This is a genomic window from Nocardia fusca NBRC 14340, assembly GCF_001618425.1.
Taxonomy (GTDB): domain Bacteria; phylum Actinomycetota; class Actinomycetes; order Mycobacteriales; family Mycobacteriaceae; genus Nocardia; species Nocardia fusca.
Window position 1 is genome coordinate 73,576 of sequence record NZ_BDCU01000050.1, and the last position, 20,746, is coordinate 94,321.

At 67.9% G+C, this 20,746-nt stretch carries 18 protein-coding genes; 5 read left to right on the forward strand and 13 right to left on the reverse strand.

Annotated features, from left to right (window positions below):
- Position 1: 1 nt before the first annotated feature.
- The 13 genes from NF4_RS29555 to NF4_RS29615 form a co-directional block, all read right to left on the reverse strand.
- Positions 2 to 199 carry a ferredoxin gene (locus NF4_RS29555; protein ID WP_030521171.1) on the reverse strand — a complete coding sequence of 66 codons (198 nt, stop codon included), beginning with the start codon at positions 197 to 199 and terminating at the stop codon, positions 2 to 4.
- Between the two features lie 41 nt (positions 200 to 240).
- Positions 241 to 1,092: an SDR family NAD(P)-dependent oxidoreductase gene (locus NF4_RS29560; RefSeq protein WP_063130666.1), complete on the reverse strand. Its 852-nt coding sequence runs from the start codon at positions 1,090 to 1,092 to the stop codon at positions 241 to 243.
- A gap of 50 nt (positions 1,093 to 1,142) precedes the next feature.
- On the reverse strand, positions 1,143 to 1,991 hold the full coding sequence (locus tag NF4_RS39585; protein WP_063130667.1) for an alpha/beta fold hydrolase: 849 nt from the start codon (positions 1,989 to 1,991) through the stop codon (positions 1,143 to 1,145).
- Positions 1,992 to 2,455: 464 nt separating this feature from the next.
- Positions 2,456 to 3,070 (reverse strand): NADPH-dependent FMN reductase, encoded by a 615-nt coding sequence (locus tag NF4_RS29570; protein ID WP_232330707.1) that lies wholly within the window; start codon positions 3,068 to 3,070, stop codon positions 2,456 to 2,458.
- Between the two features lie 10 nt (positions 3,071 to 3,080).
- Positions 3,081 to 4,070, reverse strand: coding sequence for a cyclase family protein (locus NF4_RS29575; RefSeq protein WP_063130668.1), 990 nt, complete (start codon positions 4,068 to 4,070; stop codon positions 3,081 to 3,083).
- 42 nt (positions 4,071 to 4,112) lie between these two features.
- A complete protein-coding gene (locus NF4_RS29580; protein WP_063130750.1) occupies positions 4,113 to 4,943 on the reverse strand; it encodes a coniferyl-alcohol dehydrogenase in 831 nt (276 codons plus the stop codon).
- A gap of 40 nt (positions 4,944 to 4,983) precedes the next feature.
- Positions 4,984 to 6,291, reverse strand: coding sequence for an LLM class flavin-dependent oxidoreductase (locus NF4_RS29585; protein WP_063130669.1), 1,308 nt, complete (start codon positions 6,289 to 6,291; stop codon positions 4,984 to 4,986).
- Positions 6,288 to 8,084 carry an FAD-binding protein gene (locus tag NF4_RS29590; protein WP_084533609.1) on the reverse strand — a complete coding sequence of 599 codons (1,797 nt, stop codon included), beginning with the start codon at positions 8,082 to 8,084 and terminating at the stop codon, positions 6,288 to 6,290. Before NF4_RS29590 ends, NF4_RS29585 begins: the two co-directional genes overlap by 4 nt.
- Positions 8,085 to 9,050, reverse strand: a complete 966-nt coding sequence (locus NF4_RS29595; RefSeq protein WP_063130670.1) for a 3-carboxyethylcatechol 2,3-dioxygenase — start codon at positions 9,048 to 9,050, stop codon at positions 8,085 to 8,087.
- Entirely contained in the window at positions 9,007 to 10,677 is a 1,671-nt protein-coding gene (locus NF4_RS29600) for a bifunctional 3-(3-hydroxy-phenyl)propionate/3-hydroxycinnamic acid hydroxylase (protein ID WP_063130671.1), read from the reverse strand. The genes NF4_RS29595 and NF4_RS29600 overlap by 44 nt, the downstream gene beginning before the upstream one ends.
- A 1-nt stretch (position 10,678) precedes the next feature.
- The gene (locus NF4_RS29605; RefSeq protein ID WP_063130672.1) at positions 10,679 to 11,542 is read right to left on the reverse strand and encodes an alpha/beta fold hydrolase; all 864 of its coding nucleotides are present in this window, start codon (positions 11,540 to 11,542) and stop codon (positions 10,679 to 10,681) included.
- 67 nt (positions 11,543 to 11,609) lie between these two features.
- Positions 11,610 to 13,277: an FAD-dependent oxidoreductase gene (locus tag NF4_RS29610; protein WP_063130673.1), complete on the reverse strand. Its 1,668-nt coding sequence runs from the start codon at positions 13,275 to 13,277 to the stop codon at positions 11,610 to 11,612.
- Positions 13,278 to 13,387: 110 nt separating this feature from the next.
- Positions 13,388 to 14,935 carry an AMP-binding protein gene (locus tag NF4_RS29615; protein WP_063130674.1) on the reverse strand — a complete coding sequence of 516 codons (1,548 nt, stop codon included), beginning with the start codon at positions 14,933 to 14,935 and terminating at the stop codon, positions 13,388 to 13,390.
- 499 nt (positions 14,936 to 15,434) lie between these two features.
- Between NF4_RS29615 and NF4_RS29620 the strand changes: the two genes are divergently transcribed.
- The 5 genes from NF4_RS29620 (at position 15,435) to NF4_RS29640 (ending at position 20,674) form a co-directional block, all read left to right on the forward strand.
- Positions 15,435 to 16,295, forward strand: coding sequence for a mycofactocin-coupled SDR family oxidoreductase (locus NF4_RS29620; RefSeq protein WP_063130675.1), 861 nt, complete (start codon positions 15,435 to 15,437; stop codon positions 16,293 to 16,295).
- A 163-nt stretch (positions 16,296 to 16,458) separates the two neighbouring features.
- Positions 16,459 to 17,823 carry a cytochrome P450 gene (locus tag NF4_RS29625; protein ID WP_063130676.1) on the forward strand — a complete coding sequence of 455 codons (1,365 nt, stop codon included), beginning with the start codon at positions 16,459 to 16,461 and terminating at the stop codon, positions 17,821 to 17,823.
- Between the two features lie 64 nt (positions 17,824 to 17,887).
- Entirely contained in the window at positions 17,888 to 18,979 is a 1,092-nt protein-coding gene (locus tag NF4_RS29630) for an amidohydrolase family protein (protein WP_063130677.1), read from the forward strand.
- Between the two features lie 52 nt (positions 18,980 to 19,031).
- A complete protein-coding gene (locus NF4_RS29635; protein ID WP_063130678.1) occupies positions 19,032 to 20,177 on the forward strand; it encodes an amidohydrolase family protein in 1,146 nt (381 codons plus the stop codon).
- A 125-nt stretch (positions 20,178 to 20,302) separates the two neighbouring features.
- Positions 20,303 to 20,674 carry a Rieske (2Fe-2S) protein gene (locus tag NF4_RS29640; RefSeq protein WP_157120678.1) on the forward strand — a complete coding sequence of 124 codons (372 nt, stop codon included), beginning with the start codon at positions 20,303 to 20,305 and terminating at the stop codon, positions 20,672 to 20,674.
- Positions 20,675 to 20,746: the final 72 nt, after the last annotated feature.

Sequence of the window (20,746 nt, forward strand, 5' to 3'; positions counted from 1 at the left end):
GCTACTCCTCGTGGACGTGAATGGCCATGGCGGGGCACACGGCGGCGGCCTCGCGCACCTCGTCGGCGAGCTCGTCCGGCGGGTTCTCGTCCAGCAGAACGACGATGCCGTCGTCCTCGCGCTGATCGAACACCGCGTCCGCCGCCATCACGCAATGCCCGGCGGCGATGCATTTCCCTTGTTCGACAGTCACTTTCATGACGTTCTCTTTCTGGTGGTGATGATCGCGACGCGGCCGGCTCACGACGATCCCGCCGGGGCGGAGGCGGAACGGTTGGCCGCCGGGTCGGGTCTGCGGGCGCGTAGCGGCTTACCCGCGGTGGTGCCGCCGTCGACGGTCAGGACCGTCCCGGTGAGATAGCGGGACCGGTCGCCGGCGAAGTAGACGGCCGCTTCGGCGACATCCTCCGGTGTGCCCTCGCGGGGCAGGGGGCGGTCCTGGTTCATGATCTCCCGCATGGCGCGCGTCATCCGCTCCGCCTTTTCCGGCGACATGGTGGTGGACGCCTTGGCGAGCAGATCGGTGGGGATATTGCCGGGGGCGAGGCAGTTGACCCGGATGTCGTACTGCGCCAGTTCGATCGCCGCGGATTTCGTGAAATGGATGACCGCCGCTTTGGAGGCTCGGTAGGTCATCACTCCGCCGCCGGCCTGCACCCCGCCCACCGAGGACAGGTTGATGATCGAGCCGCCGCCGTGCTCGGACATATACCGGGCGGCCAGCCGGGTCCCCGCCATGACGCCGAGCACATTGACCGACATCACCCGATGAAAATCGGCGAAATCGTCGTGCAGGATGCTGCGGTGCATCGTCCCGGAGATCCCGGCGTTGTTGCACATGATGTCCAGACCGCCGAAGCGTTCCACCGCGGACTCGACGAGTGCGGCGATCTGGTCGGGGTCGGCGACATCGGTGGTCCGGAACAGCGCGGCGGCGCCACAGCGCCGGGCCACGGCGGCGCCGCGATCGGCGTCGAGATCACCCACCACCACCCGGGCCCCTTCGGCCGCGAACCGCTCGACCATGGCGCTGCCCAGCCCGGTCGCGCCACCGGTCACCACCGCGACCTTGCCCGCCAACTCGTTGCCCATGCCTGAACTCCTCTCGTCACGACTTCCGAAGCCCCGTATGTCCCGGCGGTTCATCCGGTGTGCGTGTAGCCGGGGGCCGGGGCGGGACGGGACTGCCGGTCCAGGAAGTCCAGGAGCAGCGCATTGACCGCTTCGGGTCGTTCCAGCTGCGGGCAGTGCCCGGCCCCCTCGACGACGGCCGAACGGGCGTCCGGAATCCGGGCCGCGAGTTCGGCGGCCCAGCCCGGCGGCAGGAGTTTGTCGGCGCCGCCCTCGACCACCAGGGCAGGAACCTGGATCCGCTCGAACGGGCGGTCACCCGGGGCGGGCGGCGGCGGGGAATCGGGACGCCGGAACCGGGCGGCGGCGATCGCCTCCCACGCGCCGGGGGCGGTCGCCGAATCGAACCGGCGGCGCACATAGTCCTCGTCGGCCGGGTAGGCGGGCGAGGCGAACAGTGCGGTGACGATCCGGCGCATGGCGGGCAAGGTGGCGTCGAAATCGTAGAGGGCCTGCATATGCTCGCCGGCCCGGATCCGGCCGCCGCCGCAGATGGTCACCATGGCGCGTACCGGCAGCACCGGATGATCGGCGGTGGTGTCGGCCAGCAGGTTCACCGCGCCCATGGAATTGCCCACGAAATACGCGGATTCGATACCGAGCAGCGCGCAGAACCGAGCGATATGCCGGATACGCAATCCCCGGCCGTCGGTGAAATCGACGACCTTGGCCGATTCGCCGAAGCCGAGCATATCGGGCGCGAAGACGTGGTAGCGCCGGGCGAGCGCGGCGATGGTTTTCTCCCAGCCGATTTCGGCGCTCGCCCCGAACTCGCCGCCGTGCAGCAGGACGACCGGTTCGCCCGCGCCCGCCTCCAGGAAATGTGTGCGAAGACCGTCCACCACCAGTGTGCGGTGCACGTAACTGCTCGTGCTGTGCCGATCCGGGACGACCGAGGCCCCTGCACGGCCACGCTCCGCTCCCGGCCCCTGGCCCGATTCGCTCGTGCGGTGTCCACCAAGTCCGGCCGAGGACTCTCCGAACTTCCGCCCCGCCACCGCATCCGGAACCAAGTCGCTCGTGCTGTGTCCGTCGATCCCGACCGCAGGTCCTGCATGAGCACGGTCCCCTACCGTGTCCAGGTGCGACTCGCTCGTACTCTGCCCACCGCGCACCGCCGAAGACCCTCCATGGCCGCGCTCCCCTGCCGCGTGCGGGTCCGGGTCCAACGCGCTCGTGGTCTGTCCACCGAGCACCACCGAGGACCCGGCGTGATCGCCCTCGGCCACCGCCCCCGGGCCCGGCCCGCTCGTGCCGCGGCCCTCGAGCACGAACCAGCAACCGCCGTGGTCACGCTCCCCGGTCGCCTCCCGGTCCACGTCGCTCATGCGGTGCCGCCGATCGATCTGGCGCTGGTGAGCACCTGCGCGGCCAGCAGCTCGAGCTGACCGCGTACCCCGGGGTCGGCCACGGCCCCGGTGTCGTCCCAGATCTTGTCCGCCGAATTGATCGCCACCCCGATGGGTGTGGGCCAGGCGCGCAGCGCGTGACCGATGCCGCGCAGCTGGCCGAGGGTGCCGACCGCGGCCTGCCAGCCGTAGGCGCAGGTGATACAGCCCCAGGGTTTGTTGTCCAGGTAGACCGTGGGATCGGTCCGCATATCCTCCACGTAGTCCAGCGCGTTCTTCACCAGACCGGAGATGGCGCCGTGGTAGCCGGGCGATCCGACGATCACCGCGTCGGCGGCGCGCAATGCCTCCACCAGCGCGACCGCCTGCGGGGTGCGGGCCGGGTCGTGCGGGTTGTACATGGGCAGATTGATATCCGCGCCGCTGAACAGCGCCGTGCGGCCGCCGCGTCGCTCGACCTCGTCCAGGCAGTGCCGCAGGGCGCGCTCGGTCGAGGAGTTCGCCCGCAGCGTGCCGCCGAGGCCCACCACGAACGGCCGCGTCGCGGCACCGAGTTCTGTGCGATCCACCATTGTGCTTCCCACGGTCATGGCCGGCCTCCTATTTGATGGCGATCGGGTTGATCGGCGAACCCACGGCCCCGACGACGCGCAAGGGCGGCGCGATCAACTGGAATTCGTAGACACCGTCGGCGGCGCAATCGGCGGCCAGTGCGGTGAAATCCCAGTATTCGCCCAGCATGAGTCCCATATCGCGGAGGCAGAGCATATGCATCGGCAGGAAGGTGCCCTCGACGCCGGAGACCGGGTCCTCGACCATCAGATTGTCCGCCGCCACCGCCGCGATCTCGTGTTCGTGCAGCCACTGCGCGCAGCGCCAGTCCAGGCCCGAATAGGGTTCGGTGCCGTCGCCGGCTTCGAGGAATCGGTTCCACCAGCCGGTGCGGACCAGCACGATATCGCCGGATTCGATGGTCACGCCCTGACGTGCGGCCACCTCGTCCAGTTCATCCGGCGTGATCGGTTCCCCGGGTGTCAGAAAGGTGTCCGCACCGCGATATCTCACCAGGTCCAGCAGGACACCGCGGCTGGTGATCCCCTTGCTGTCGACCTTGTCGATACCGCAGTGGAACGCGCCGAGGCTGGTCACCGAGTTCGCGGGAAAACCGTTGTAGAGCTTGTCGTCGTAGTAGACGTGCGAGAACGCGTCCCACTGGGTCGCGGCCTGCAACGGCATGATCACCATATCGTCGTTGAACCGGAACGGATTGTCCTCGAAGAATCCGCTCAACTGACCGGCCACCGAATTGCGCAGCCATTTCGGGCCGTATTCGACGAGGGTTTCGGCGTCGCCGCCGTCGACCGTCATGAGATGGGTCGGGTTCTGCCGGAACTGGAACGCGCCCTGCGGACCGGAGGAGCCGAAATCGATACCGAGCGGGAACACCTTCCCGTGCCGCACGAGTCGCGCGGCGGCGGCGATTTTGGCGGGGGTGATGAAATTCAGGGTGCCGAGTTCGTCGGCCGCGCCCCAGCGCCCCCAGTTGCGAACACTGTCGCCGACCTTCCGGAAATCGGTCAAAGTCGCCACGGTGCTCCTCCTTCCACAGTTCTCATTCGTTTGGCGCCGGTCTCACTGCGCGTCCGTGGGCGCGGATCCGGCCAATTCGTTCGCCAGGCGTCCGGCGATGTTTCCGCCGTCGACCCACAGCACCTGGCCGGTGATGTAGCCGGCGGCCCGGCTGTTCAGGAACAGCAGTGCGGCCGCCTGTTCGACCGGATCGGCGGCCCGGCCCAGGGGTTTGGGGATTCCGTCGAGGTAGTCCTGGCCGTAGGCGTTGCGCAGCTGGTCCAGAATGGGTGTTTCGGTGACGCCGGGTCCGGTGCAGTTCATCCGGATCCCGCGGGCGGCCAGTTCCACCGACCGCCGGACGGTGTAGAGGATGATCGCCTCTTTGGACAGCCGGTACCCGCCATCGGCGAGCGCCTCCGGATGGTTCTCGCACCAGGCGATCCCCGCGGCCATCGACTCGGTGTCCAGGAGTCCGTTGACCGCCCACCGGTTGTCCAGATAACCGGCGGCGGCCAGCGAGGACACGCTGACCACCGCCGAGCCGGGTGCCATATGCGGTACCAGGGCTTCGGTGAAATGCCGGAGACCGAGGAAATTGATGGTGGCCACGCGTAGCGGGTCACCGATTCCGGACGAGACGCCGGCGATATTGAACAGCGCGTCGACACCCGTACCGACCTTGCGCGCGGCCCGGTCGATGGAGTCGGGGTCGGCCTGGTCCATCTCGTAGAACTCGTCGAGTTCGGTCCCGGGGCGGAGCAGATCCAGCCCGATGATCTCGGCGCCCAGATGCCGCAGCTGATGCACCACACAGGCGCCGATACCGGAGGCACAACCGGTCACCACCACGCGTTTCCCGTCGAAACGCCACCGCCCGTCGATCGTCTCCACCGCCGGCACCTCGCTCTCTGTCCTGTCCGCGCGCGGCGGCTCAGCCCTGCTGCTGTTCGTCCTGGAGCCGCTGGGCGGCCTGCACCCGGCCCTCGTTGATCTCGGCCATCGCCTCGGGGATCTCGCTGGCGGTGAACTTGCCGCCGCGGCCGGTGGGCAGACCGCCGAACGAGTACTCCTCGTCGAAGTCCGGTGCGGCGAGCGGACGTCGCCGCTGCTCGACCTTCTCGATGACCGGCTCGAGCCGTTTGGCCTTCGCGGCCACGGCTTTCTCGTCGCGCTCGATGAATTCGGGCAGGATCTCCTTGCCCATGATCTCGATGGACTCCATGGTGCCCTCGTGGCTGCGCGGATTGAGCAGCAGGATGATCTCGTCGACCCCGCTCTCCTCGTAACCGCGCAGGAACTCGCGCACCGTGTCCGGCGAGCCGATCGCGCCGCGGCCGGGACCGTAGGCGAGGGTTTCGTCCTCTTTCACCGCGTCCAGGTAGCGCTCCCACACCCCGGTCCGGCCGGGGGTGTGCATACCGGTCATGTAGTAGTGCATGATCCCGAACGAGAAGAAGCCGCCGCCCACACCGAGCCGTTTCACGGCCTCGTCGTCGGTGCGTGCCACCATCATCGACAGGTCGCCGCCGATGGCGAGGATGTTCGGGTTGATCTGCGGGACAGTAGGTGCCGCCTTCTCCTCGAACTCCTGGTAGTAGCCGCGCACCCGTTCCCCGAGCGGGCCCGGGCCGGTGTAGGCGAAGCTCAGCGCGCCGATCCCCTTCTGCGCCGCCATCTGCACCGACGAGGGCCGGGTACAGGCGACCCACAGCGGCGGGTGCGGGGTCTGGCGGGGTTTGGGGATGACATTGCGCGGAGGCATCTCGATGTGCCGGCCCTTGAACCCGGTGAACGGGGTCTCGGTCATACAGCGGAGGGTGACGTCGAGCGCTTCTTCCCACTGGCCGCGTTTATCGGCGGGGTCGATATTGAAGCCACCGAGCTCACCCACCGAGGAGGATTCACCGGTGCCGAATTCGACCCGGCCGCCGGACAGATGGTCGAGTGTCGAGACCCGTTCGGCGACACGGGCCGGATGGTTGATGCCCGGTGGCAGATGCATGACGCCGAAACCGAGGCGGATGTGCTTCGTCCGCTGGCTGGCAGCCGCGAGGAACATCTCCGGCGCGGTGGAGTGGCAGTACTCCTCGAGGAAATGGTGTTCGGTGAGCCATACGGTGGAAAAACCGGCCTTATCCGCAGCTTCTACCTCGGTCAACCCGTCGGAGAACATCTCGAATTCGTCGTCGTCGCTCCAGGGCCGCGGCAGGGCGAACTCGTAGAAGAGGGATATTTTCATCGGTTACCTCCAGTGGAATCGATCGTCACGTCATTTCCTTCGGCCGGCCGGACCGCCCCTTCGCCGGTATCCCCCGCTCCGGACAGTGCCCGCCCGGCGCAGTGCTCGGCGGCGATGTATCCGAAGGTCATGGCCGGACCGATGGTGGCGCCGGCGCCCGCGTAACTGCGTCCCATCACCGCGGCAGCGGTGTTACCGACCGCGTACAACCCGTCGATCACCGATCCGTCGGAGCGCAGGACCCGGGCGTTCTCATCGGTGCGCAGGCCGCCCGAGGTGCCGAGGTCGCCGAGGACGATCCGGAACGCGTAGTAGGGCGGCTTCCCGAGCGGGAACAGATTCGGATTGGGCAATGTGGGGTCGCCGTAGTAGTTGTCGTACACGCTGTCACCGCGCTGGAAATCGTCATCGTGTCCGGCCAGGGCGAGTTCGTTGAACCGGGCCGCGGTGGCCTCGAGTTCGGCGGCGGGTACGCCGATCTTCCCGGCGAGCTCGGCGAAACTGTCCGCGGCTTTCACCACACCGGATTCCAGCCAGGCCGGCACCATCGCGAATCCGGTCGGCACCGGCGCGAACGGCACCTTCGGAATCGGCAGATGTCCGCCGATCACATATTTGTGCCAGGACCGGTGGTCGGTGATCAGCCAGCACGGAATATGGGTCACGCCGGTGCGCTGACCCGCGATCATGGCGTGCCCGAAATCCATATAGGGCGCGGCCTCGTTGATGAACCGCTTGCCCGCGCCGTTGACGATGAACTGGGCCGGCATCATCCGCTCGTTGAGCATGAACTGCATCCGGCCGTCCGGCCATTGGATGGCCGGGAACCACCAGGCCTCGTCCATCAGCTCGGTGGCCGCGCCGGCCTGCTGCGCGGCCCGGATACCGTCGCCCAGGGCCACCGGGTTACCGAAACTCCAGTCCTGTTCGACCTCCGGCAGTTCCGCCTTACGCCAAGCCATATCGTGGTCGAAACCGCCGGTCGCCAGGATCACGCCGCGGCGCGCCCGGATCCGTACCGGTTTCCCGTTACGGGTCACGACCGCGCCGGTCACCTGTCCGTCCGCGTCGGTGATCAGCGCGGTCATCGGCGAACCGAGCCACAGCGGGGTCTCGCGCTCCCGCATGGCCAGGCGCAACCGGGCGATCAGGGACTGCCCGATGGCGGCGATCCGGTCGCCGAACACATGGGCCCGGAACATCCGCCAGATCAGTTTCAGCATCACCGCCTTACCGCGCCAGTTCTGCCGGACCTGATAGAACAGCCGCAGATCCTTGGGACCCAGCCAGATCCCCTTCGGCGCGAGGGCGAGCGGTTTGAGCAGCGTGCCTTCCTCGTCCCCGAGCGCGCGCAGATCGATCGGCGGCACGTTGATGGTGCTGCCCTGCGGCGAGCCCCCCGCGAGCTCGGGGTAATAGTCGGCATAGCCGGGCTTCCACACGAATTCCAGCCACCGGCTGCGCTCTTCGAGAAACGCCATCATCTCCGGCGATTTCTCGACGTAGGCACGCAAGCGCTGGTCGGTGACCAGCCCGCCGGTGATGGTCCGCAGATATCCGACCACCGCCTCGGGGTCGAGTGCGAATCCGTCCCGCTGCTGCGCCGGGGCGTTGGGTACCCAGATACCGCCGCCGGACAGTGCGGTGGAACCCCCGTAGCAGTCGGCCTTCTCCACCACCAGGGTGTCCAGTCCGAGCGCGTCGGCGCGCAGCGCCGCGCTCATCCCGCCACCGCCGGACCCGATCACCAGCAGATCGACGGTTTCGTCGAAATCCGTCTCGTCGGTGCTCACTCATCGCCTCCTGTCGTCGATCGCCTCATCGGCGGGCCGGGCCGTGCGCACGGCGAAACCGGCGATGAGCTCGGGCGCGGGCCGGTAGTAGCGCACCTCGGTCCGATACGACCCCTGCGCCGCCAAGGCCGCGAACGCCGCCACCCAGGTGCGGATCTCGTGCGCGGAATTGCCCGCCACCCGCGTGATCTCGCCGTTGTCCCAGTCGTCGACGGCCGCCAGGCGGCCGGTGTCCACCAGATCCAGGAACGTCCGGTCCCATTCCGGGTTCAGTGGTTGCAGCGGACTGTCACCGGCGGCGAAATCCCGGGCGGCCGCGATCACCGCGGTCTGCCGAGCGGCCCGCTGTTCGGTGGTCATCGGACGGCCGTGCACGATCCGTTCCAGCACCGGTTCGGGGGCGGTCGCCCGCTGCGGCACCGGCGGGTCGTGGGACAGACCACCCGAACCGATGACCAGAACTCGCTTGCCCAGCGTCGCGAGATGGCGGCCTACCGCGGCACCCAGCGCCCGCACCCGGCGCAGCGGGCCGAGCGGTGTCGCCACGCAATTCACGAAGATCGGGATCACCGGCCGCGCGGTGGCTTCGCCGAACAATCGCTGCAGCGGCTGCACGGTGCCGTGGTCGACCGACATCTCCGCCGACGTGGCGATATCGATCCCGGCGTCGAGCAGCGCTTCGGCCAGCCGGAGCGCGTGATCCGCCGGGACGCGCAGTGGTCCGGCGTGGGTCCCGTAATCCCCCACCGCGGTCGCTGCCGTGCCGACGCAGAAGGGCGGCATGAGCTTGTAGAAGAACCCGTTGTAGTGGTCCGGGGCGAACAGCACCACCAGCTCCGGGTCGAAGTCGCGCACGAAGTCCCGGGCCCGGTCCAGTGCGGTCCCGACCTCCGCGCGGAGGCCGGGACCCGGCCCCGGGAGCTCAAGGAGCGGGCTGTGCGAGACGCAGCACACGGCCAGCGGCATCGGTACCTCCCGGAGTGAGTTCGAGGGTTCTGCGCAGCGCCGCCCCGAGTTCGGGGGCGTGCTGGGCGATGGAGGCACCCGCGATACAGCGGTCCGGGCGTAGGAAGAGCACCGAATCGAGTTGGGCGTCGAACCATCTCTTCAAGGCGCCGGTGCTGTCCCCGACGACCACCACATCCGGGTCGTCGTGCCCGGTCCAGTGCAGCTGGGTGGCGGGCCGCGCCTCCACGAAACGCGCCCCGAGGGCCTTCCAGAGTTCGAACTCCGCCTCGCCCAGCGCTTTTCGCGGATGGTTGTTCCAGCACAGCACCGCGAACCACGGACCCAGCGCTTCGTCGAGCAGTACCACGGGGTGCGCCCGGGTCGCGACCCGCGGTTGGATGAACAGGGTGCCGACAGCGGACTGCGGCGAACGCGACCAACCGTGGACCACCGCACCGCGGTCGTAGCGCGGCATGGGTTTGAACCGCATTCCGAGCACATACCGTTTCAGCGGCGGTACCAGCGCCAGCCCCCGCACCAGCACATCCCGCACCGCGGCGACCTGGTGGTTCGTCGGTGAGATGACCCGCCCGACCATGGTGGACAGATCGATCATGGCCCGGGCGTGTTGGCGCCGCTCCTGGTCGTAGGTGTCGAGCAGCCTGTCGCCGGCGACTCCCGACACCACCGCCGCCAGCTTCCAGCCGAGATTCGCCGCGTCCCGGATTCCGCTGTTGTAGCCCTGGCCCTGCCAGACCGGCATGAGATGCGCGGCGTCGCCGGCCAGCAGCAGGCGGCCTTTCCGGAATTCCCCGGCGATGCGGGAATGATGGGTGTAGACCCGGCGCCGGATCACCGCGAGCCGATCGGGATGGGGTACGAAAGGCGCGAGCAACCGCGTCAGGAATTCCGGCGTCTCGGCTTCGGCGTCGGATTCGTCCGCGTGCAGAAGGAATTCGAAACGCCGGATGCCGTGGGCCAGCGAGATCGACACATTCGGCCGCGCCGGATCCGCCCCGACCTCCACATTCGGATGCCCGAGCGGGTCACCGTCGATATCGACCACCAGCCAGCGGGTCGGCGAGGTGGTGCCCGCGAAACTCACGCCCATCGCATGCCGGGTGGTACTGCGGCCGCCGTCGCAGCCCACCACATAGCGGGCGCGTACCTGCTGCGGGCCGTCGGCGGTGTCGAGCAGAGCCTGCACCTCGTCACCGGTGTCGTCGCATTCGCGCAGCGCGGTCGCCCAGCGGATCTGCACACAGTCGAAGCGGTCGAGCCCGGCCAGCAGTTCGGCGTCCACCAGCGGCTGGATGAAGCCGCTGCGCTTGGGCCAGCCGAATTGCTGGTCGGTGGGCGCGATCTCGGCCAGCAGCCGCCGCTGTCCGTCGACGAACCGCATGATCTGGTTCGGGTTGGTGTGCGGCAGGATGCGCTCCACCAGGCCGGTGGACTGCAGAGTGCGCAATGATTCGTCGTCGATGCCGACACCGCGCGGGTAGTCGATCAGGTCGAGACGTTCCTCTACCAGCAGGGTGTGCACGCCGTAGCGGCCGAGGGTATTGGCGATGGTCAGCCCGACCGGGCCCGCACCGACGATCAGCACGTCGAAGAGCTCGGGTCCACTGCCGTTTCCGGTACTCATATCAACCACCCAGCAGAAATTCGAGATGCAGTGCGTCGAACGCCGCGGGCGCCTCGTACTGCGGCCAGTGCCCGCACTCCGGGAGCACCTCGAAGCGGGCGCCGGGGATCATGGACGCGATCCGCTTGCCCTCCGCGATGTCGGCGGTGGGATCATCGCTGGTCCACACCACGAGCGTCGGTGCGGTGATACCGCCGTACTCCTGGGGCCCCAGCAGATTGCGGGCCCGGATCTCCGGATCCTGCAGCGCCATGATGTCGCGCATGGCGTCGACGAAACCGGGCTGCCGGTAGACGCGCTGCCGGCTGGCGACGATATCGGCGTAATCCTTGGATTTGTCCGCCATCAGCCAGGTGATCCGGGCCCGCACCGTCTCCCAGGTGGGGTCGGCGGCCGCCGCCATGGACAGGTTGACGATCCGCTGCATGACCTCCGGATCGGCCTGTGAGCCGCCCGCGGTGTTGAGCACCAGCTTGTCGACCCGGCCGGGACGGTCGTAGGCGGCCCGCGCGGCGACCCAGCCGCCGAGCGATTCGCCGCTGATATGGGCGCGGGCGGCGCCGATGGCATCGAGGAACGAGATCAGGTGCCGCACATAGTGTTCGATCTCCAGCGGATGCCCGGGTTTATCGGTGTACCCGTGGCCGAGCATATCGATCGACCAGGTGGAGAAGTGCTCGGCATGCGCCGCCAGATTCCGGACGTAGGCCTCGGCGTGCCCGCCCGACCCGTGCAGAAACACCAGCGCGGGTCTGTTCCGGTCGCCGGCGTGCAGGTAGCGCGTGCGCACCCCCTCCACATTCAGGTATCCCTGGCTGAACGCGACACCCTGCAGGTCGCACCACACACTCTCGTATTCCGACACTGCTACCTTCCGCTCTGTCCACCGGCCCCGGCACCGCGACGCCGCCCGGGGCCACCGGGCCGCCCGATCATTCGTATTCGCTGGAGTACTTCACCGATTCACCGGTGGCCGCGTGATGGCCCGCGCGCAGACCCCAGACCATTGCGGGCCCGAGGGTCCCGCCGGCACCGCCGTAGGCACGCCCGGTCACGCCGGCCATCGCATTACCGACCGCGTACAACCCGGGGATCACCGCACCGCCGACGTGCCGGACCCGCGCGTCGCGATCGGTCCGCGGGCCGCCCTTGGTGCCCATGGCACCCACGGTCACCGGGACCGCGTAGTAGGGGCCGGTATCGATCGGTCCCAGCGTGCGCCCGGCGACCGTTTCCGCGTCCGGGTCGCCCCAGTAGCCGTCGTATTCGCTGGCACCCCGGCCGAAATCGGGATCGGACCCCTCCGCGACGGCCCGATTCCAGGCGGCGACGGTGCGCCGCAGCCCTTCGGGGTCGATACCGGTCCGGGCGCCGAGTTCGGCGAGGTCGGCGGATTCGCAGAACCAGTCGGGTGCGACACCGCCGGGTTCGACGCCCAGGAATCCGTAGCGGCGCAGATGTTCGGCGTCGAACACCATCCAGCCCGGGTTGTTCACATAGCCGCCGCGCGGGTCCAGGTAGTGGAAGGCGCCCGCCATGGCGTTGTACTCGGCCGCTTCGTTGACGAACCGCGCACCGGCCCGATTCACGATGATGCTGCGCGGCCGGGTCCGTTCCAGCCGGACACTGCGGCTGCGTTGCCGGCCGTCGATGGTGTCACCGGGCAGCTGTACCACCGGGACCCACCAGGCCTCACCCATGTTCCCGAGATCGGCGCCGTGCGCCATGGCCATCCGCAGTCCGTCGCCGGTGTTGTTCGGCGGTGACACCGGACCGGTCATCGGTCCCCGGAGAAAGGCTTTGACCAGGCCGGGATCCCATTCGAACCCGCCGGTGGCGAGGACCACGCCGCGGCGGGCCCGAACCGTGTGCCGGCTGCCCTCGATCTCGACCCGGACTCCGGTGACCGCGCCGTCCGCGGCGAGCAATTCCACGGCCCGGGCTCCGGTGCGCGGGGTGATCCCGGCGGCGAGCACGCCGTCGAGCAGCCCCGCGACCAGCGCCTGACCCGCCACACGGATATCGGCCGAGGCGTCCCCGAGTACCGCCCGCAGCCGGGCCCGGGTCTCGGCGTCGAATCCGACATTGCTCCAGTCGAGCGGGAACGTGGTGATCCGGTCGCGCCATGCGCCGAGGCGGGCCAGATCGTAGGCGGCGGGCCCCAGCGACCGGCCGCCGGCGGGCCGACCGCCCGGCAGTTCCGGCTTGTAGTCCGGGAACCCGTCGGCCACCTCGAATTTCACGGCACTGTGTTCTTCGACGAAGTCGAGCATCCGCGCACCCGTGCGGACGAACACTTCGACCAGTTCGTCGTCCATGGAATCCAGGGACTGTGCGTTCAGATAGGCCAGTGCGTCGGTGACGCCGAGTTCCCGGTCCGCCCGGGCGTGTGCGGGAATCCAGGCCAGTCCGCCGGACACCGCACTCGTTCCGCCGATCGTGGCCGCCTTCTCGAACAGTGCCACCGACGCGCCTTCGACGGCCGCGGCGAGGGCCGCGGTGAGCCCGGCGGCTCCGCTGCCCAGAACGACTACGTCGGCCTCCTCGTCCCAGGTGTTCGACGGATCGGATTCGGCAGCCGATGGCTGATGCGATGGCACTGCGCTGTCCTTTCGGCGAGCAGGCGGAGAGGCGCCGGCCCGGCGGGCTGCCGTGCGGAGCACGGGCCGGGCCGGCGCGAGTAAAACGATAATCTCCCTTTTTGAGAATATTATTCTCGCAGGATGGTTGCCGCAATACCCTCTCGGATCAAATGCTTCTGGATCTTGCCGCTGGGGGTGCGGGGGAAGTCCGTGGCCTCGAACAACAGCTCCGGAAACTTCTGCCGCGCCACTCCCGCGCGTTCGAAGAAGGCCCGCACCTCCGCCCGGGACGGGAGCTCGTATCCCGGCCGGAGCCGCAGCACCGCGCCCACCACCTCCCCGAACCGTTCGTCGGGCAGGGCGATCACCACCGACTCCGCGACCTGCGGCATGGCATCGAGCACATCCTCGACCTCGCGCGCGCCCACGTTCTCGCCGCCGCGGATCACCACATCGGCTTTGCGATCGGTGATGGTCAGGCAGCCGTCGGCATCCAGGACCCCGATATCGCCGGTGTGATACCAGCCGTCGGCGTCGAACGCCCGCGCGGTCAGCTCGGGATCGGTGTAGCCGAGGCACAGATCCGGTCCGCGACTGAGGATCTCGCCGTCCGCGGCGATCCTTATCTCCACACCCGGCATCGGGCGGCCGTCGGTGGTGAGCCGCTCGCGTGCGGGGGCGTCGAGCGCGGAGGCCGTGATGGACGGATGCTCGGTACTGCCGTAGGCACGGAAGGCGATCACGCCCAGATCGGTCAGCATCCGCGTCACGGCAGCCGGCACCGCCGACCCACCGAGCCCCACATAGCGCATATGCGCGAGATGCTCCGGGGTGTAGTCGGGGTGCTCGACCATACTCGTGACGAAATACGGTGGGCCGCCACCCACCACGAGCCCGTCTGATCGCATGAGCGCCAGCGCCCGGCCCGGATCCCAGACATCGAGCAGGTTCACCGGCCGGCTGTGCAGCACCGGGAGTAGGCAGGCGCCCACCATTCCGATGAAGTGACCCACCGGGGTGGCGGTCAACTGGTCTCCACGGGCCTCCCTGTTCCGTTCCGCGAGCTGCAACGATTCGCAGCCGAGGGTCTGATGGCTGTGCACGACGCCCTTGGGCGCGCTCGTCGTCCCGGAGGTGAAGGCGATCAGCGCCGGGCCGGCCGGGTCTGCGGGCAGCACACCCGGCATGGGGTCGTCGGCGAGTAGATCGTCGAAATCGCGCCCCACCACGCCCACGACGGGCACCTCGGCACAGACCTCCGGATCGTGCACGGTACGACCGAACTCGGCCATGGTGATGAAAACCTTCGGCCGGGCGACCCGCAGGATATGGCCCAGCTCACTGCGCCCGTAGAAGTGCACGATCGGCACCACCGCGGCACCCAGGAACGACGCCGCCCAGAAGGTCGCCGCGGCTTCCATCCAGTTCGGCAGCTGAAACGCCAGGGCATCACCGGGGCCGACACCCCGAGCCCGCAGACCCGCGGCCAGCCGTCGGGCCACCCGTTCGACCTCGGCGAACGTTCCCCGCCAGGGCCGCACCTCGGAATGCACCCGGAACTCGGTCGCCGGCGCGGCGGCCAGGCCGCGGCTCAGCAGATCGCCCATGGTGTCGCCGGTCCACCAGCCCTCGGCGATATACCGGGCGCGTAGTTCGTCGGCCACCACCCGGGTCACCGGACCCCACCTCGAATATGCCGGTCGGACATAACGGTTCACCCCTTCCGCGCCGGCGGATGCTCGGCAACCCCGTACGAGGCACCCGCGCGAGCGCGTCGGAGTCGTATCCGCCGACTGGTGAAAATGGAATTCTCTATCAAGGCGAACGATAAAATCGCCCCAGGCTCCCCCGAGCCGAGCGCATTACCGGATCTCAGCAGCCGAATTGCCACCTCGGCCGGAAGTCGGTCCATCGACCAGGCTTCTTGTGAAACCTTGCCGCCGAGCCCAAAGGTAGAGTACCGTTCTCGTATGCGAAAACGCAGTTCTTTTCGCATACGAGAACAGCCGTATATCCGCAGCCGGTACCCGGCGGTGCTGGGTCGACACCGAATCGGGGCCGCGGCCGGATCGACGCGCGGCGCTCGCCGCGCACCCTGCCCCGTGCCCGCTGCCGTTCCCGGTGGTCCGGCACACCGGGCAGGTGACTCCCGAAAACAGATCGAAAGGGAATGCTGTGGGACGTGTTGAGGGCAAAGTCGCATTCATCACGGGCGCCGCGCGCGGTCAGGGCCGTAGCCACGCCGTACGACTGGCCGAGGAAGGCGCCGACATCATCGCGGTCGACCTCTGCCAGAACATGTCGACCATCGGTTACCCGCTGGCCTCGCCCGAGGATCTCGAGGAAACCGTGCGCCTGGTCGAGAAGACCGGCCGCCGCATCATCGCGACCCAGACCGATGTCCGTGACGCCGTCGCCCTGAAAGCCGCGCTGGACGCGGGCGTCGCGGAGTTCGGCAAGCTCGATATCGTGATCGCCCAGGCGGGTGTCGCGGGGATGAAGGGCAAACCGGATATCCAGGCGTGGACCGATGTCATCAATACGAACCTGGTCGGCACCATCAACGCCATCCAGGCCGCCCTCCCCCATCTCGGCGAGGGCGCCTCCATCGTGGCCACCGGCTCCACCGCGGCGATGGTGGACACCAGCAAGGTCGACAACCCCGGCTCGGATCTCGGCGGTATGGCCTACGTGCATTCCAAGCGCGCCCTGTCCTACTACGTCTTCGATATCGCCCGGCACCTGTCCCCCCGCGGTATCCGCGCCAACGTGGTCCACCCCACCAACTGCAACACCGATATGCTGCAGAGCGAGCCGATGTACCGCTCGTTCCGGCCCGATCTGGAGAACCCGACCCGCGCCGACGCGGAACCGGCCTTCTATGTCCAGCAGGCCATGAAGACACCGTGGATCGAACCGGTCGACATCTCCAACGCCATCCTGTTCCTCGTCTCCGACGAAGCCCGCTTCGTCACCGGTATGCAGTTGCGCGTCGACGCCGGCGGCTACCTGAAGTGGTACGACCACAAACTCTGACCCCGCCCGGCCACGCCGGTGCCGGCGGCGCGCGCACGCAGGCGATCGTTGCGCGCGCCGCCACACCGGTGGCGAGTCGGCATCCGACTCCCGGAGCGGCGCAGAGTTCCGGGCCCCGGCGAAGGTTCGCCGCACCCAGTGATCAGCAGAGGGACTACAGACCGTGACTTCTACGGATAACGACCAGCGCAAGCAGAACCGGTACCACTTCGATCGGCACACCCCCGAATACCGCGAGCAGTTCACCCAGATCACCCACGAGATGCACGCGAAATGCCCGGTGGCGTGGTCGGATACCTACAACGGGCACTGGGTCGCCGCCGGCGGTAACGCGGTCTTCGAACTCGCCCGCTGCCCAGAGGTGTCGGTCGACCACGACGTGCACAACGAACGGCGCGGATACCAGGGCATCTCGATTCCGAAGGCGCAGCGCGCCGCGATGGTGCGCGGCGGCATGCTGGAGATGGACGAGCCCGAACACCGCATCTACCGCTCGGTTCTCAATCCGTATCTGTCTCCCGCCGCGGTGAAACGCTGGCAGCCGTTCATCGACGAGATCGTCCGGGCGAGTCTGGACGAGAAGATCGAAACGGGCCGGATAGATTTCGTGGACGATCTGGCCAATATCGTCCCCGCCGTACTGACCCTGGCCATGCTGGGGATTCCGCTGAAGAAGTGGTCGGTGTACAGCGATCCGGTACACGCCTCGGTGTACACCCCGGAGGACTCCCCGGACGCCCCCCGGGTCGCCGAAATGCACCGGACCATGGGTATCGATATCCTCACCAGTCTCCACGAGGCCAAGACCAACCCACGTCCCGGCCTGATCAAAGCGCTCACCGAACTGCGTATCGACGGCGAGCCGGCACCCGATATGGAACTGCTCGGGATGATCGGTCTCCTGATCGGCGGTGGCTTCGACACCACCACCGCGCTCACCGCCCACTCCCTGGAGTGGCTTTCGGACAACCCGGGCCGGCGCGAAGAACTCAGCCGTGATCGCGACGAACTGCTCGATTCCGCCACCGAGGAGTTCCTGCGCTTCTTCACACCCGCCCCGGGTGACGGACGCACCATCGCCGACGACTGCACCTACCAGAACACCGAGTTCAAAGAGGGCGAGCGGTTGTGGCTGTCCTGGGCGATGGCCAACCGCGATCAGACCATCTTCCCGGATGCCGATGAGATCATCATGGATCGTAAAGGCAACCGGCACTTCAGCTTCGGGCTGGGGGTACACCGGTGCATCGGCTCGAATGTGGCGCGCACGGTGTTCAAGTCCATGCTACTCGCGGTACTGGATCGGATGCCGGACTACACATGCGATCCGGCGGGCACGGTGCACTACGACACCATCGGCGTCATCCAGGGCATGCGGAATCTGCCGGCCACGTTCACACCTGGCAAACGGCTGGGCCCGAGCCTGGACGAAACCTTGGACCACCTACAGCGGATCTGCGACGAACAGGGCCTTGCCGCGCCGGTGACCGAGCGGCCCGCTGCCGCAGTGATCGACTTCGAGTACTGACCGAGAAGGGCCGGTCGATACCGCGGGGTTCGGCCGGCCTTTCCTTCTCCGACGAGGAACCGCGATGAAGGACCTGCCCGACGGCGCCCGCACTCCGGTGATCGATACCAGCGTGCACATCTTCTTCCGCTCCAACGACGATATGCGCTCCTACCTGAACGAACCGTTCAAGAGCCGCGGTATCCCGGACGCGGAAATGGACTGGTACGGCGCACCCGGTGGCGAGTACGTGAAAGGCGCGCGCGGACCGCATCGTGGTTATCCCGGGTCGGATCCGGAGTTCGTGGGGCAGCAGCTCTTCGGAGAACGCGGCGTGGACGTCGCGATCCTGCATCCGATGACCCGCGGTATCCTGCCCGACCGCCATCTCACCACCGCGGTCCTGTCCGCCCACAACGACATGATGGTGTCGCGCTGGCTCGACAACGGCACCCACCACGATCGTTTCCGCGGCACCCTGCGGGTGAATCCGGAGGACCTCGGCGGCGCGCTGCGTGAGATCGACCGCCTCGGCGACCATCCGCGCATCGTGCAACTCGGAATACCGCTGCAATCGCGCGAACTGTACGGAAAACCGCAGTTCTGGCCGCTGTGGGAGGCGGCGGCAACGGCGAATCTACCGGTCGCCGTCCATATCGAGACCGGAGAGAGTATCGGTCTGCCACCGACCCCGTCCGGGCATGCGCGCAGCTACGAGCAGTACTACGGGTTCATGGGGCTGAACTACCTCTACCACCTCATGAACATGATCGCGGAGGGCGTGTTCGAACGGTACCCGGGACTGCAATTCGTCTGGGCCGACGGCGGCGCCGATCTGCTGACCCCGTTCACCTGGCGGATGGACACCTTCGGCCGGCCCCACCTCGAACAAACTCCCTGGGCACCGCGGATGCCCAGCGACTATCTGCCCGGCCACGTGTACTTCGTGCACGCCACGATCGACGGCCCCGGCGATGCGCCGTACGCCGCCGAGTGGCTGGACTTCACCGGTAAGGACGACATGGTGATGTTCGGGTCCAGTTACCCGCACTGGCACAGCGGCGATACCGATACCCTGCCCGCCGCGCTGACCCCGCAGCAGCGCGAAAAACTGTACTGGCGCAATGCCGCCGCCCTGTACAGCATCGATATCGACGCGGTCACCGCGGTCGGCTGATGCTGCTGCTACAGCGGGCGCCCGATTCCGCCACAGTGCTCGAGGAGGTGCTATGACCACCGCACAGGATCTGACGCGGGTCCCCGCCACGGAGATGGTTCCGGTACGCGTTGTCGATTCCGATGTCCATCCGGTCCCACGGCGGGGTGACCTGGTGGACCACATCCCGGAACCGTGGCGTACCTCGTTCTTCCTCAGTCACCGTGTCGGCGACACCATCATCTACGACGCGCCGGACTACGCCCATTCCAAGGCCATGCGGGTGGACACTTTCCCCGCAGACGGTGAGTTTCCCGGTAGCGACCCCGATATGGCGTTCCGCCAGCTCATCATGGAGGCCGGCTCGGATATCGTCATCCTCGAACCGACGGTGAAGGCGACCCGGTTGCCCGAGGCGACGGCCGCGATGGCCACCGCCGTGAACCGGTGGCTGGACGCGCAATGGCTGGACGCGCACAACAACTGGCATCGGCGCTGGCGCGGTTCGATCTGTGTGGCCATCGACGATCCGCGGGCCGCGGTCGCCGAGATCGAGCACTGGGCCGGGCACGAATACATGGCGCAGATCCTCATCAAGGCCGAACCCCGCCCGTCGTGGGGCGATACCCGCTACGATCCGATCTGGGCCGCCGCGGTGGCACACGAGCTGCCGGTGAGCTGCCACCTCAGTCGTGGCGCCTACGAGACCATGCCCATGCCGCCGGTCGGTTTCCCCAGCTACAACCACGATTTCATGGTCACCTACTCGCTGCTGGCGGCGAACCAGATCATGAGCCTGATCTTCGACGGGGTCTTCGATCGGTTCCCGGCGCTGCGCATCGTCTTCGTGGAGCACGCGTTCACCTGGATCCTGCCGCTCATGTGGCGGATGGACGCGATCTACGCGGCGCGCGGGTCGTTCCTGTCGATCAAGCGCAAGCCCTCCGAATACGTGAAGGAACACATCAAGTTCACCACCCAGCCGCTGGACTATCCGGAGGACAAGACCGAACTCACCCGGGCGTTCGAATGGATGGAAGCGGACAAGATCCTGCTGTACTCCTCGGACTATCCGCACTGGACCTTCGACGACCCGCGCTGGCTGGTGAAACATCTGCCGGCCGCGGCCCGGGAGAACGTCATGTTCCGCAACGGTATCGAGACCTACCACCTGCCGGAGACCGTACCGGCGCTGCCCGGACAGATGCGGGTGCACTGATGGCGGAGGAAATCGAGACGCCCGGCGCGGGTCCCGTACCGGGCGAGCCGGCCGCGGTGAGCGGCAAAGGCGAAGGCATACAGTCGGCGGGCACCGGACATCCCGGGCCGGCCGAAGGCGCACCGATCCGGCTCGCCCAGGGCCGCGAGCACGTGGTGGCCACCGTGGACGAGATCCCGCCCGGATCCTCCAAGGTGGTGCCGATCGGCCGGCACGGGGTCGGTGTCTACAACGTCGACGGCACCTTCTACGCCATCGCGAACTACTGTCCGCACGAGGGCGGCCCGCTGTGCGCGGGCCGGGCCCGCGGGCGCACGGTGGTCGACGAATCGGTCCCCGGCGATTCGGTGATGGTGCGCGACAACGAATTCATCTACTGCCCGTGGCACCAGTGGGGTTTCGAACTGGCCACCGGTACCACCGCGGTGAAACCCGAATGGAGTATCCGCACCTATCCGGTGCGGGTGGTCGGCGACGACGTGCTGGTCACCGCCTGATCCGGCACCGCCGGAAACGTACGACGACCCGGCCGCGCCCGTTGCGCCGGCCGCGGGAGTGCCCACCCCGGT